This window comes from Kutzneria sp. NPDC052558 (assembly GCF_044547355.1).
Classification (GTDB): Bacteria; Actinomycetota; Actinomycetes; order Mycobacteriales; family Pseudonocardiaceae; genus Kutzneria.
This window is the reverse complement of record NZ_JBIUAG010000009.1, coordinates 158,280-171,410: the sequence shown is the minus strand read 5'-3', so window position 1 is coordinate 171,410 and position 13,131 is coordinate 158,280. Positions and strand designations below refer to the sequence as shown.

Genomic DNA, 13,131 nt, shown 5'->3' with positions numbered 1-13,131 from the left:
TGTGCGGGTCCGGTGGTCGTCGGGTGTTGGGGTCGGTCGGGTGCCGATAGGCTCGGGGCGGTGGGCAGTCGCCGGGCGCGGAAAGGAGCTCGATGGGCGTCGGGATCAGGCGGGTGGTCGTGCGGGTCAATCGAGGGGTGGACGGGCTGCGGCGGTCGAGAGTCCTGGGGCCGGTGCTCGGGCGGTATTTCACGGCGGTCAGCTATACGGGAAGACGGTCGGGACGGGTGTTTCGGACGCCGGTGGGGTATCGGCGCGAGGGGGACGTGGTGACCATCCTGGTGATGTTCGCGGACGCCAAGAGGTGGTGGCGCAACTTCACAGGGGAGGGCGGACCGCTGACGCTGGAGCTGCCGGGCGGAGATCGGACCGGGCACGCGGTAGCCGAGCGCAGCGGACGGAATCGGGTGACGGTGACCGTTCGGCTGTGAACTGACCGTCCGGGAAGGCCGTGCTCGTCGTTCGGACGTGAGACCGGGTGGGGTGGTGGGGTTTCGACCCGGTTGTTGTCCCGCCGGACCGTTCAGACGCACGTCTCGCACATCCTGGCCAAGCTCGGCGCGCAGTCCCGCGTGGAGATCGCGCGCCTCGCCGGCCAGCGGTCAGGCTGAGAAGTAACCGGAGACGTCGACCACGAGGTCGGTGGTGGCGCTGGCGTAGAAACTCTCCGGCGCCACCGCGTTCGGCCCCGACTGCACCTGGGCCAGCACCAGGTTGGGCACGGTCCGGCCGGCGGTCCAGTTCAGGTTGGAGGTGTTGGGCGGCGTGCTCCCGGAGAACACGGTCAGATAGCCGTCGCCGGTGGTGTTGGTGACGGTCGCGTTGAGCACGATCGCCTTGCACGCCGCCGGGGCCAGGCGCGCGATGCCCTTGGTCAGGTCGTAGGACTTGGTGCTGTGACCGGGAATCGGCCCGCCGCTGGTGCGGGTGTCGACCTGGCGGACCGGGGTGACCGGCACGTAGACGGCGGTGCCGTGGGTGGAGAACCGACCGGACAGGTCGACGATCAGGTCGGTGTTCGCGTTGGCGTAGAAGGAGATCTTGCCGTCCGCCCCGACCGGCACGATGACCGCGTTGGCCACGGTCTGCCCGGCGGTGAAGTTGAGGTTGGACGCGGCCGGAATCGCGCCGCCGCTGGGGAATGCGGTGACGAAGCCGGCCGCCGCCGGGTTGGTGACGGTGACGTTGAGGGAGACGGCCGAGACGTCGCCGACGTCCAGCGACAGGGTGTGCCCGCCCAGCAGCGGGTTTCCGGTGGCACGGGTGTCGAGCAGTCGCCTCGGCGTCACCGGGCTGTAGCTGTTGGCGCCGCCGACCGTGAAGTAGCCGGTGACGTCGGCGATCAGGTCGATGTCGCCGCCGACGTTGTGCAGGTCGACGTAGCCGTTCGCGCCGACCGGGGTGATGGTCATGTTGGGCACGGTCTGCCCGGCGACGTAGTTGACGTTGGAGGTGTCCGGCTGCGGGGTGCCCTCGGCGTACGCGGTGACGTGGCCGGAACCGTTGGCGTTGGCGACGGTCAGGTTCAACGCGACGGCCTTGACGTCGGCGGGGATCGTGCCGTTCCCGCCGACCTTCAGCCGCACGCCGCCGCCGGCCGGAATCCGGGTGCCGACGGCGCGGGAGTCGAGCAGGCGGACCGGGCCGTACGGCGTGAAGTTGGTGCCCTCAGTGGTGAATGTGGTGGCGGCCGTGCCCTTGTCGCCACCGGCGTCGGTGACGGTGGCGGTGATCGTGTAGGTGCCGGGCTTGGCGTAGGTGTGGCTGTTCTGGCTCACCGCACCGGTTCCGTCGCCGAAGTCGACGGTGGTGGACGTGATGTTCCACGGGTCGTTGCCGGTGCCGATAGCGGTCTCGACGGTGAGAGCCCCGGTCGAGGTGGCGGCGATGCTCGGGGTCAGACTCCCGTTGTCCGGCACCACCCTGACGGTGTTGGTGTGGTTCTTGCTGATGCCGCCGCTGTTGTGGGCCTTGGTCCTGATGCTGTACGTGCCCGGCGTGGCGTAGGAATGCGTCGCCTGGCAAGGCGAAGCGGTCGTGGACTGGCCGTCGCCGAAGTCGATGTCACACGTGAACGGCAGATTCCAGGCGCTGGTGAGATTGCCGCTGACGGTGACGTTGCCGCCGACCGGGGCCTGGGTGGCCGACACGGTGACGTCGTCGGCGGTCACGCTGTCCAGGAACTCGTACGCGCCGCGATCGTGGAAACCGTTGCTGCCGTTGGCAATGGTGGGGTCGTCGACCCGGTGGCTGCCGTTGATGTCGGTGTCGAGCTCGCCGGGCGCGGCGGCGTCGGCGGAGTCGATCGCCGGCGAACCCTCGGTGAGCGTGTTGCCGTTGCCCAGCTGCGGGTCGGAGTTCAGGTCGTGAGCTCCCTGTCCGGTCGCCGCCGTCAACGTCGCCGCGTCGGCGTAGTTCTTGTCGGCCCATACGTACGGGTCGATGCCGCCGTCGGGGTGCACGAGGTTGTAGTCGGCGGTCACGCCGGGAGCGGCCGCCGCGTCGACCTTCACCGCCGCGGCCGGACCGGCCGGGCACTGGGCCGTGGTGCTGCCATGGAGCTGGCTGATGAGGTTGTTCTCCACGTGCACGCCGGGCGACGCGCCGGTGATGTTGACGGCCTGGCCGCACTGCCCGACAAAGGTGTTGCCGGTGACCGCGATGTCGGTGCCCAGTTCCAGGCTGAAGCCCATGCCGCCCGAGCCGCCGAACACGTTGCCGGCGAACACGCCGTTCTTGTCGCCGTGGCTCAGGATGTGCTCGCGGCGGTAGTCGTCGATGGCGTTCCTGGTGAAGGTGAGCTGGTCGTTGTGAACCAGGAACAGGCCGCCCCCGCCGGCCGCGTCGCCCTCGAACGTGTTGTGGTCGAAGGTGACCCGGCTGGTGTTGCTGCCGATCACGGCCCACCGGCCGTTGCTGACGGGGATGTGCAGGTTGCGCAGCACCACGTCGTGGCTGCCGACGACGAACAGCGGGGTGTTGTCCCCCAGGGTCGGCCCGCCCAGGCCGTCGTCGTCGCCGGCGCCCTCGACGATGATCGGCGCGTCCGGCGTGCCGGAACGCTCCAGCTGCATCTCGCCGGCATGGCCGGTGATCCTGATGGTCTGGCCGGGATTCACGACCCGGGCGGCCGCCCAGGCGGTGCAGAACGGCAGGGCCGCCGAGCCGCCGTCAGTGTCCGAACAGGACACTCCGGTGGCGTCGACGTACAGGATGTTCGACGGCGCGGCGGCCGCCGTCGCGGGAATGGTCAGCCCCAGGCCGACCACGGCCGCGACGACGGCGGTGAGTCTGCGACTCATGTGATGTCCTCCCCTTGATCACATGTGGACAAGCGTCAGCCGGCGTAGGTCGCCGCGAAGTAGCCGGACACGTCCACCACGAGGTCGGTGGTGGAGCTGACGTAGAAGTACTCCGGCGCCACCCCGTTGAGGGCGTTGAGCATCTGGGCGATGGCCAGGTTGGGCACGGTCTGTCCGGCGGTGGAGTTCAGGTCGGACGAGGCCCGAGCGGCGGACCACCAGCGGGCCTCCGCTGCCGGTGATCTTCACCGTCTGGCCGGGAACGGCGATGTCGGCGGCCTTCTGGGCGGTGCAGAACGGCAGCGCCTCGGTGCCGGGGTTGCTGTCCGAGCAGGTCGACTGGTACCCGCCGTCGACGTAGAGGGTGTCGGGCAGGTCGGCGGCGGCGATGCCGGGGGCGAGGGCCATCAGGCCTAACGCGGCTACCCCGATCGCGCGTCTTCTGGGCACGCAGCGTCCGCCCATGTGATTCCCTCCCCTTGATCACATGCAGTCCTGGACGGGAGAGTAGTGCTCAGCTGAGATGCTCGGCAACCGGCCCGAGGGTGACAAGACCGCTGCCGGCCCCGGCAAGTTCGGTGGCGGCCGGGGCGACGCGGGCGCGCAGCGTGGCCAGTAAGGGCCGGTCGTCGACCGCGCGGGCGGCGATGATCTGGAGACAGCACAGGAGTTCGTACATCAGGTCGGCCGGCGGCTCGGGCGCGGCGTGCAGGGCGTCGCGGGCCGCAGTACGATCTCCGTTGTCCAGCAAGAAGAACGGCTCGATCCACGGTCGGTACGGGCCCCAGTCGGCGTCGGGATCGGCCTGTTGGTCAAGGGAGAACAGGGCTAGGGGCAGCAGGCCTTGCTCCACGCCAGGCATTCCGGTGCCGTGCAGTAGCTCGGCGGCTGACCGGTAGGCCGAGGCGGAGCGGGCGCGCATGGCTCGGAACCAGGCCGTGAACACGCCGACAAGTGGCAGTTCGTGTTGCTGCGCAAGGTGATCAGCGGCCGCGGCGTGGTCGGCGGCGGTGTCGAAGTCGGCCAGCGCGCCGCGGGCCTGGACCCGGATGAGGTGGCCGAGCACCGCGAAGGTCGGGAGGTCGTGCCGAGTGGCCAGGTCGAGCACCTCGACGCCGATGGCGTCCCGTTGCCGGGCGAGGCCGGCTCGGGTGCAGGACTGTAGGAACCGGCCGTTCAACGCGAACGCCAGCAGTGCCGGATCCCCGAGTTCCCGGGCGATTTCCTCGGCCTCGCCGGCGGCTTCGGGTCCGCGCGGCGAGCGGGCGCCCCGCATCTCCACCGCGATTGTCGTCAGCAGACGGCAGCGGGCGGCGGGATTGTCCTTCACCACGGCCAAAGTGCGCTCGGCGGCGGCGACGATCCGAGCGGCGGCAACGGGATCGTCGCTCCGGGTCCAGATCGCCGGCACGTCGTAGGCGCCGATCACCCGGGCCGTCAACGACGGATCGCCGAACTCCTCGGCGGCGGACACCGCCGCGAGCCGATGTTCCTGCGCGGCATGAAGACCGCCGGTGACGGCCAGTGTCCGAAGTAGACCGACGGTCGACTCCAGCCGGGCCCGGGAACCGGCGGCGACCGTTCGCTCGTACGCCTCAGCCGCCCGGGTCCACAGCCCGGCCGGATCCAACCGGGGATCCTGGGCCAGCACATCGGCCTCCAACTGCCGCAGCCGAGGCCCGGGGTCGAGGCCCAACTGATCGGCCAGCATCGCCCGGGCCCGCCGCAGCACCGCCAGCGCGTCCGCCTGCCGGCCGGTCTGGTACAGGGCCAGCGCCAGCAGCCGCCAGCCCTCCTCCCGCCACGGATGTTCCGTCACGTGGGCGTCCAGATCGGGCACGGCCCGGGCCGCCGCGCCGCCGGCGATCCATTGCCCGGCAAGGCGTTCGACGACCTGAAGCCGCAGCTCGGCCAGCCGGGACCGCTCGGCCGTGGCCCACGCCTGCGACGCGAACTCGGCGTAGGCCGGCCCGCGCCACAACGCCAACGCATCCGAAAACGCTGACCCGGCAAGGGATTCGAACTCCCAGGCGTCCACATCCGTGGCCAACAGGGCGTATCCGGGCCCGTCGGTGACCAACAGCCGGGACGGCGTCCGGGCCAGACGCGACGGTTCCAACACCCGCCGCAAATCCCCAACGAACGTCTGCACGGCGCTCACCGCCCGTGCCGGCGGCTCCTCCCACAGGTCCGCCACCAGCCGCGCCATCGGCACGACCCGGCGGCGGGCCAGGACCAGCCGGGCCAGCACGGCCCGGTGCCGAGGCCCCTTCAACGCCAGCGGCCGGCCGTCGGCCCAGGCGGCGACCGGTCCGAGCACGCCGAACCGGAGTTGCTGATCGGATGCTGATTCGCGGCCGGCAGGGTCGTGCACATGACCACTATCCCCGGCTTCGAATCCCGGCGCATTCCGGTCGCCGACGGCGTGTCCCTGCACGTGGCGGTGGGCGGCCGCGGCCGGCCGATCGTGCTGCTGCACGGGTTCCCGCAGACCCACCTGAGCTGGCGGCACGTGGCCGTGGACCTGGCCGCCGACCACACGGTGATCTGCCCCGACCTGCGCGGCTACGGGGCCAGCGACAAGCCGGCGCACGGCTACGACAAGCGGACCATGGCCGCCGACATCGTCGCCGTGGCCGCCGCGCTCGGCCACCGGGAGTTCGCGCTGGCCGGCCACGACCGCGGGGCCCTGGTCGCCTTCCGCGCCGGCCTCGACCACCCCGACAAGATCACCCACCTGACCTGCCTGGACGTGCTGCCCACAGTGGACATGTGGGACGTCCTGCACGGCACCGCCGCCGCGGTCGGCTTCCACCTGTACCTGATGGCCCAGCCGCCGGGCCTGCCCGAGCAGCTGATCGCCGCCGCCCCGGACGCCTTCTTCGGCCACTTCCTGGACGCGTGGGCCCGCGATCCCGCCGCCATCCCGCCCGAGATCCGTGCCCACTACCTGAAAGCCAGCCGCGACGCCGTGCCGTCCATCGTGGCCGACTACCGCGCCTCGGCCACGATCGACGTCGAGCACGACGAACGAGACCGGGGCCGGCAGCTCCAGATGCCCGTCACCGTGCTGCAACAGGACTGGGGCTTCGGCGGCGAGGAGCGCTGGCGGGCCTGGGCCCCGAAGCTCGACCACCGCACCGTGGGCTGCGGGCACTTCATGGCCGAGGAGGATCCACGGCTGATCGCCGACGTGCTCAGGGCTTGACGGCGACGCCCGCGTAGCCGGCGTTCGGGATGTCGAACCGGGGGCCGGCGTCGTTCGGGTCGGGGCGCCAGTCGGGAATCCACACCACGCCCGGCTCCACCAGGTCCCAGCCGTCGAACAGGGCCTCGACCTCGGGCTGGGTGCGCAGGCGGACCTGGGCCACCGACTTCTCGTACATCTCGCGAGCCCCGTGCAGGTGCTCGTCCGGCATGTTCTCAGTGTCGGGGCTGCCGTGGGCGATGGCCAGCATGCTGCCGGCCGGCAGGGCGTCCCGGAACCGGGCCAGCACCCTGGCCGGATCGTCCTTGTCGGGGACGAAGTGCAGGATCATGATCAGCATCAGCGCCACCGGCCGGTCCAGGTCCAGGGTGCCGTTGAGCTCGGGGCTGTCCAGGATCTCCTCGGGCTCGCGCAGGTCGGCCCGCAGCACCGCGGTCGTGGGGTCGCCGGCCAGCAGCTGCCGGGTGTGGCTGACGGCCACCGGATCGGTGTCCACGTAGACCACCCGGGCCCGCGGGTCGGCCGCGCGGGCGATCTCGTGCACGTTGCCGACGGTTGGGATGCCCGAGCCGATGTCCAGGAACTGCGTCACCCCGGCGGCCGCGCACACCCGCACCGCCCGCCGCAGGAATGCCCGGCTGGCCTGGGCCATCCGCGGCCCCTCCGGCATCAGCCGCAGCATCTGCTTGGCCACCTCGCGGTCCACCGCGAAGTTGTGCGATCCGTCCAGGAACCAGTCCCAGATCCGGCTGATGCTGGGCTGCTCGATGTCCACGTCCGGCGGGGCCCAGCTGGGTCGCTCCATGGCGGCCACCCTAGCGCTCGATCACCGCGATCGGCTCGGCGATCGGCCGTGGCGGCGACCTCCGTGTGGCCCAGCGAAAGCGGTCACTGCGAGCGGCCGTCCGCCGACCGTGCGTGGTCGTTGCACAACGGTGCCCACTTTCGGTCGACGATGCCCGGCCGCCTCGGTACCTTCTGTGTGCCGACGCGCGAAACGTCGAGGCGACTGGGGGATTGCCCACCGGACACCGTTGTCCGGCACGTCTCGCGCGGGCCGCCCCGATCGCTGCACTGCGCCGGTGCGATGTCCACGAGAAGGAGACGCCACGTTGTCGCCGGTCAACTCGCCTGCCCCAGTTGCCATCCTGTCCTCCCTGAGACCGCTGCGTGACGGCTTCGACACGCCGCGTTCGCAGCCGATCGACGCCGGCCTCGTCGGCGACGACTCGATCCTGCGCCGCTACTGCGCGCCCTGGCTGCCCGCCGTGCTCGGCGGCTGGTCGGCGTTCACCACGCTGGTGCTGATCGACCACATGCGACAGTCCATTTCGATGGCGATGGCCCGCCGGGCCAACTTCAACGAGTTCCGTCAGCTCACCCGCGGCATGCTGGTGGCCATCTTCGGCGACACCGAGCAGGTCGAGGCCCAGCGCAAGGGAGCGTGGGAAGCGCATTCCCGGCTGCGCGGGGTGGACGCCGACGGTCGCGAGTGGACGGCCAACGACCCGGACCTGACCACCCGTGTCTACACCGTGTTGGTGTGGCATCTGCTTGCCGCGCAGGAGAAGCAGCTCGGCCCGCTCGGTGAGTCCGAAAGGGACGAATACTGCGCGGACGCGGTGCGCACGGTCGGCTACGTCTTCGGCACCCCGCCGGCCCTGCCCACCACCTACGCCGCGCTGGCCGCCGAGTACGCCGGCATCATCGCCAACGAGCTGACGGTGACGCCGGAGGCGCACGAGGTGTTCGAGGAGAACCGGGCGCTGCGGGTGAAGGACATCCCGATGGAGGAGCTGGTGGCGGCCACCGCCGACCTGCTCGACCCGGAGGTGGCCGCGGTCTTCGGCATCGACCGCACCCAGGTCGTGGACCTGCCGCGGCTGGACCTGGCCACGCTGACCGAGGAGGACCTGCTGCCGATCGCCGTCCTCAGGCGCTGACGTCCGTCCCCCAGTCGATGTGGTGCAGGTGCAGCCAGTCGGCCTCGGGGTGGTGGACGCGCCGGGTGACGGCCCGGTCGCGCAGCAGTCGCCGCAACGGCCCGGGCAGGCGCGGCCCGAGCCGGCGGAAACCCGTGCGCACGACGCGTTCCACCCGCTCGCGGCGAAGCCGCTCGTAGGCGTGCAGGGCGGCGGTGGTGTCGGGGATGTCGCGCAGGCACATGGCCAGCGTGACGCCGTCCTCGATGGCCATGGACGCGCCCTGCGTGGTGGACGGCGACGCCACGTGCAGGGCGTCGCCCACCAGCGTCATGCCGGCACGGGACCAGGTCGGCACGGTCGGCAGCTGGTAGCAGGCGGTGGCGGTGATCCGGTCGTCGGCGGTGGCCCGGATCGCCCGCACGGTGTCGATCCGGTCGCCGGCGAACAGCTCGCCGAGCCGCTGACGCAGCTGCGCGGGCGTGGCTCCGGCCAGGTCCCGCTCGCCGCACGGCACGTTGGCGAACCACCAGGTCTCGCCGTCCGGGGTCGTGATGTGCCCGCAGGTGGCCCGGCGGCCGAAGTACATGAAGTAGCTGTCCCGGTCCTCGGCCGGCTGCTCGTCGCGGACCCCGCCCATCACGATGTTCCAGCCGGTGTACGTCGGCTGCGGCGCGTTCGGGTCGATCAGGGACCGGGTCGTCGAGCGCACGCCGTCGGCCCCGATCAGCAGGTCCCCGCCGACGCGGCTGTCGTCGGTGAAGAACGCCGTCACGCCGCCGTGGTGGCGCACCCCGGCCAGCCGCTTGCCGTGCTCGATCTCCACGCCGCGACGCAGCGCCTCGTCGGCCAGCGCCCGGTAGAGGTCGGCGCGGCGCATCGTGCGCGGGCCCCGGTCGGGATCCGGCGTGGGGATGGTGAGCACGCCCAGGCCGTGGTCGCGGTTGTTGCGCATGCGCACCTGTCGGGAGGCGAAGGACTGCTCCAGCACCACGTGCTCGGCGTCGACGGCGCGCAGCGCGTCCCGGCCGTTGGCCATGATCGTCAGGAACGCGCCCCGGCCGTCGGCGGTGTCCGGGTGCGCCTCGTAGACGCTGGCGTGCAGGCCGGCGTGGCGCAGGGCGATGGCCGTCGTCAGGCCGGCGACACCGCCGCCGATGACCAGAATTCGACTCACTGCGGCACCTCGCTGGCGCTCGGTGTCCGCGTTCGCGGCGACACCGCGCTGAATGACTCGCTCGCAAGCTCGCTCATGCCGCCCGCAGTTCTCTTGACAGGGCAACCAGTTCGCGGACATCGGACTCCAGGCCCCCGTCGGGCGGCACCGCGAGCGGCCGGGCCTCGGCCGAGTCCGGCGCCGACCGGTCGCCCAGCGCGCGCCGCAGCCACGCCGCGAGCGCCGCCGGATCGCCGGGACTGTCGGCGCCCAGCCGGCCGCTGGCCCGGACCAGGCCGTCCCGGCACTCGATCACCCGGCGGTAGAAGCGGCGGTTGACCGCCCGCACGCTCAGCACGTCCCGCCAGGCGCTGGCCGGCGCGCGGTTGAGCGCGTCCTCCGGGAACGCCTCGTGCAGCATCATCCACAGTGGACGCAGCCGGTGATAGTCCCGCAGGTGCCGCCACCACACCTTGGCCGCCACCCAGCGGACCCGGGCCCCGGGCACGGTGAAACCGGCCAGGATCACCAGATTGCCGACGGCCACCACCGGCGTCGGCAGTTGCAGCGCGATCGTCGAGTCCGGCCGGGCCAGCTGGATCACCATCGACACCGCGATCAGGGCCGAGCCCAGCGCGATGATCACCTGCCCGACCGAGGACACCGTCAGCCCCAGGGCCAGCCAGCGCTGGGTGATCCGGGTGTGCCGGAACATCCAGACGATGCAGGTGATCACGCCGTAGACGGTGTAGGCGTTGGCGACGAAGCGGAACGCGTCCAAGGTGGCCGGCGGGTAGTCGTCCGGGGCGAGCGACTGCGGCACGGTCGCGGCCAGCATGCCCAGCACCGCCAGCGTCAGCGCCAGCCGCACGGCCTCCCGGACCGCCTGCCGCCAGGCCTTCCGCCCCTGCCCGGCGGAGAAGACGAACACGCAGATCAACGAGTACAGCATGGTCAGCAGCAGCGCGTTGCCCAGCCACATCAGCCAGATCGGGCCGGCGCCGGACACCCCGGCCTCGATGCCCACGCCGGCCTGCGGCTGCACCGCGAAGGCCATCGCCGACAACAGGAAGCAGGCCACCACGAACCACAGCGAGATCCGCCGCGGCGTGCGGGCCAGCTGGGCGCCCTTCCAGACGCCCAGGGCGGCGGCCGCGCACACCTGGAACGAGACGTCCGGGGTCACAGCCAGCCCAGCCGGTCGCTCAGCGCGGCGTCGACGCCCTCGGCCGCGTCGGAGCTCTGCGGGATGCGCATCGCGTCCAGGATCGACGCCCACTCCAGGATGATCGTCGCCACCGTCTCGGCCTCCCGCTCCTCGCGCTGGTCGTACGCGGTCCGGCAGCGCAGCGAGTCCGGCGGCTCCGGCAGCTCGGCGGCCGGGCCGGCCAGCAGCTCGGACAGCTCGCCCGCGCCCTCGTCGGACGGGTGGTCGGCCAGGATGTGGCCGACCTCGTGCAGGATGATGTGCCGCTGGTGGGGCTTGGTGGTGTGCTCCTGGTAGACGATGAAGTCGGCGTTGCGGCCCTTGAACCACAGCCCGAACGGCCCGTCGGCCCACAGCGGGTAGGGCACCAGCTTGATCGGCCGGCCGCGCACCACCGCCAGCCGGGCGCAGAACTCGTGCACGTCCAGCGGCGGCTGCACGTCCAGCTCGCGCAGCAGGCCGCGGCAGCGGCGGCGCAGCTCACGCTCGCTGGACCCGTGGTCGCGACGGGGCAGGCGCATCGGCGGCCTCAGCCTCCGGCGCTGGGCAGCGGCTCGCCGCCGCCCGGGTCGATCACTTCGATCATCTCCACCAGCATGCGCAGCCGGTCCGGGCTCATCCGGCCGGCCCGCATGGCGATGGCCCGCACCTGCTCGGCCCGCTCCGGCAGCGCCTGCTGGCCGGTCGCCTGCTCCTCGGCGTCGTCGTCCAGCAGCCAGGCCGCGGTCACCCGGGGCGCGCCGTCGGCCCGGTGGTCGTCGAAGAACTTGGCGATGGCCCGGACCTTCTCCATGGTCGGATTGGCCTTGCCCTCGCGGACCTTCCACAGCGTGACGCGGGAGATGGAGATCGGGTGCGACGGGTCGTCGGTGATCGCCGCGGCGACCTCGGGCGTGGAGTAGCGGACCGGCCGGCCGCGCTTGTCCACGGCCTTCACGGTGGTGTTGAACAGGTGGTTGAGCCGGCGGGCCAGGGCGAACTCCGGCTGCGCAGCCCCCTCGCTGCCGTCCACGGCGCCTCCCTCGTTACGTGGAACGAGGGCGATGTTAACCAGGGAAGCGGATCGTCAGCTAGGGGACTAGGCCATCCGAGTGAACGGCCTGGGAATCGGTTAATTATATTGTAGCGTGAGTGGCGTTCGGGCCGTCCGGGTTCACTCCCGGGGGACGGGCGGGCTCCCTGGGGGCGAGCCCGCCTTCGGGCGGCTCCGCGCGCACCCGGCGCTTCGGGGGGAAGCCGCCGGTTGGGGAGGAGGCGCGCGGGGCCGCCGCTACACCTCGGCCGGCCCTCGGCGCAGGCGAAAATCGGCCGATTCCCAGGGCGGTGTGCTATCCCTGTTCCGGGGGTGGGAGACATGGTCGTAGCGGAGTCGCCGCCGGACGTGAGGATCCGACGGTTTGCCGTGCCGGTCGCCGTCGTGTTGCTGGCCCTGACCGTCGTGCGGATCCCGCCTTCGTCGCTGCCGGCCTACCTCTACTTCGTGGCCGTCGGCGTCGCGCTGGCCGTGATCGACCTCGAACGCCGTCGGCTGCCCAACCTCGTCGTCCTGCCCTCGTACGCCGTCGTCGCCGCCCTGCTCGCCGTGTCCTCCTTGTGGCGTCACGACTTCTGGCCCCTGGCCCGTGCCGGCGTCGGCGCCGTCCTGCTGCTCGTGTTCTTCCTCGTGCTCGCCACCGTCCAGCCCTCGGGCCTGGGTCTCGGCGACGTCAAACTGGCCGGCCTCGTCGGCATCGCCCTGGGCTACCTGTCGTGGTCCGCCCTGCTGTTCGGCTGCTTCACCGGCATCCTGCTGGGCGGCGTCGCCGGACTTGCTCTGACCATCCGCGGCCGGCGGAAGGCGACCATTGCCTACGGCCCCTTCCTGATCGCCGGCGCGCTGGTGGGGATGCTGCTGTTCTAAAGCACGACGAGGGCGAACACGTCCGAGTAGGCGGCGGCGTAGAGCGTGCTCTCGGGGTGGAACACCCGCAGCGACAGGCGTGCCGAGACCTCGAAGCTGACGTCGATGGAGAAGGCGCCGTTGGGGCGGCAGCCACCGGTGGCCACGGTCACCCACGCGCCGGCCCGCAGCTCCTGCACGACCAAGGTCTCCGAATCGGCGGCGGCCGCCCGCGCCGAGTCGTCGATCCGGCCCTTGATCTGGGTCTTCTCGCGCTTCTTGACCTGGTCCTTGACCGGCTTGGCCTGCACCTTCATCTTGTGCTTGGCCGGGGCGTGGACGGCGGCCGGGGCGGCGGAGGCGGCGACCGGCATGACGGTGAACGCCGCGCAGCCCACCGTCAGCGCGGCGAGGGTGCGGGTCAGTCGTGGCATACGCATGCCCGTAGTGCAGCGCA

The 13,131-nt window shown here is 71.7% G+C and carries 15 protein-coding genes; 6 read left to right on the top strand and 9 right to left on the bottom strand.

Annotated elements, in window-relative coordinates; all coding sequences use genetic code 11:
• Nucleotides 1-92: 92 nt before the first annotated feature.
• Entirely contained in the window at nt 93-431 is a 339-nt protein-coding gene (locus ACIG5F_RS18680) for a hypothetical protein (protein WP_396518970.1), read from the top strand.
• A gap of 72 nt (nt 432-503) precedes the next feature.
• On the top strand, nt 504-611 hold the full coding sequence (locus tag ACIG5F_RS18675; protein WP_396518969.1) for a LuxR C-terminal-related transcriptional regulator: 108 nt from the start codon (nt 504-506) through the stop codon (nt 609-611).
• Here ACIG5F_RS18675 and ACIG5F_RS18670 read toward each other — a convergent pair.
• Nucleotides 603-3,302, bottom strand: a complete 2,700-nt coding sequence (locus ACIG5F_RS18670) for a PKD domain-containing protein (protein WP_396518968.1) — start codon at nt 3,300-3,302, stop codon at nt 603-605. The genes ACIG5F_RS18675 and ACIG5F_RS18670 overlap by 9 nt on opposite strands.
• 35 nt (nt 3,303-3,337) lie before the next feature.
• Nucleotides 3,338-3,469, bottom strand: coding sequence for a hypothetical protein (locus ACIG5F_RS18665; protein WP_396518967.1), 132 nt, complete (start codon nt 3,467-3,469; stop codon nt 3,338-3,340).
• Nucleotides 3,470-3,540: 71 nt separating this feature from the next.
• Between ACIG5F_RS18665 and ACIG5F_RS18660 the strand changes: the two genes are divergently transcribed.
• Nucleotides 3,541-3,663, top strand: coding sequence for a hypothetical protein (locus ACIG5F_RS18660; protein ID WP_396518966.1), 123 nt, complete (start codon nt 3,541-3,543; stop codon nt 3,661-3,663).
• A 153-nt stretch (nt 3,664-3,816) separates the two neighbouring features.
• On the opposite strand, the gene ACIG5F_RS18655 is transcribed toward ACIG5F_RS18660, so the two are convergent.
• A complete protein-coding gene (locus ACIG5F_RS18655) occupies nt 3,817-5,676 on the bottom strand; it encodes a BTAD domain-containing putative transcriptional regulator (RefSeq protein ID WP_396518965.1) in 1,860 nt (619 codons plus the stop codon).
• Between ACIG5F_RS18655 and ACIG5F_RS18650 the strand changes: the two genes are divergently transcribed.
• Nucleotides 5,677-6,510: an alpha/beta fold hydrolase gene (locus tag ACIG5F_RS18650; RefSeq protein ID WP_396518964.1), complete on the top strand. Its 834-nt coding sequence runs from the start codon at nt 5,677-5,679 to the stop codon at nt 6,508-6,510.
• On the opposite strand, the gene ACIG5F_RS18645 is transcribed toward ACIG5F_RS18650, so the two are convergent.
• Nucleotides 6,500-7,315 carry an SAM-dependent methyltransferase gene (locus ACIG5F_RS18645; RefSeq protein WP_396518963.1) on the bottom strand — a complete coding sequence of 272 codons (816 nt, stop codon included), beginning with the start codon at nt 7,313-7,315 and terminating at the stop codon, nt 6,500-6,502. The genes ACIG5F_RS18650 and ACIG5F_RS18645 overlap by 11 nt on opposite strands.
• Nucleotides 7,316-7,622: 307 nt before the next feature.
• Between ACIG5F_RS18645 and ACIG5F_RS18640 the strand changes: the two genes are divergently transcribed.
• Nucleotides 7,623-8,453, top strand: coding sequence for an oxygenase MpaB family protein (locus ACIG5F_RS18640; RefSeq protein ID WP_396518962.1), 831 nt, complete (start codon nt 7,623-7,625; stop codon nt 8,451-8,453).
• Here ACIG5F_RS18640 and ACIG5F_RS18635 read toward each other — a convergent pair.
• The 4 genes from ACIG5F_RS18635 to ACIG5F_RS18620 form a co-directional block, all read right to left on the bottom strand.
• The gene (locus tag ACIG5F_RS18635) at nt 8,443-9,609 is read right to left on the bottom strand and encodes an FAD-dependent monooxygenase (protein ID WP_396518961.1); all 1,167 of its coding nucleotides are present in this window, start codon (nt 9,607-9,609) and stop codon (nt 8,443-8,445) included. The genes ACIG5F_RS18640 and ACIG5F_RS18635 overlap by 11 nt on opposite strands.
• 73 nt (nt 9,610-9,682) lie before the next feature.
• On the bottom strand, nt 9,683-10,774 hold the full coding sequence (locus ACIG5F_RS18630) for an MAB_1171c family putative transporter (RefSeq protein WP_396518960.1): 1,092 nt from the start codon (nt 10,772-10,774) through the stop codon (nt 9,683-9,685).
• Nucleotides 10,771-11,316 carry a hypothetical protein gene (locus ACIG5F_RS18625; protein WP_396518959.1) on the bottom strand — a complete coding sequence of 182 codons (546 nt, stop codon included), beginning with the start codon at nt 11,314-11,316 and terminating at the stop codon, nt 10,771-10,773. The genes ACIG5F_RS18630 and ACIG5F_RS18625 overlap by 4 nt, the downstream gene beginning before the upstream one ends.
• A gap of 8 nt (nt 11,317-11,324) precedes the next feature.
• Nucleotides 11,325-11,807, bottom strand: coding sequence for a hypothetical protein (locus ACIG5F_RS18620; RefSeq protein WP_396518958.1), 483 nt, complete (start codon nt 11,805-11,807; stop codon nt 11,325-11,327).
• A gap of 342 nt (nt 11,808-12,149) precedes the next feature.
• Here ACIG5F_RS18620 and ACIG5F_RS18615 point away from each other — a divergent pair, with 342 nt between their 5' ends.
• Entirely contained in the window at nt 12,150-12,695 is a 546-nt protein-coding gene (locus ACIG5F_RS18615; RefSeq protein WP_396518957.1) for a prepilin peptidase, read from the top strand.
• On the opposite strand, the gene ACIG5F_RS18610 is transcribed toward ACIG5F_RS18615, so the two are convergent.
• A complete protein-coding gene (locus ACIG5F_RS18610; protein ID WP_396518956.1) occupies nt 12,692-13,114 on the bottom strand; it encodes a hypothetical protein in 423 nt (140 codons plus the stop codon). The genes ACIG5F_RS18615 and ACIG5F_RS18610 overlap by 4 nt on opposite strands.
• Nucleotides 13,115-13,131: the final 17 nt, after the last annotated feature.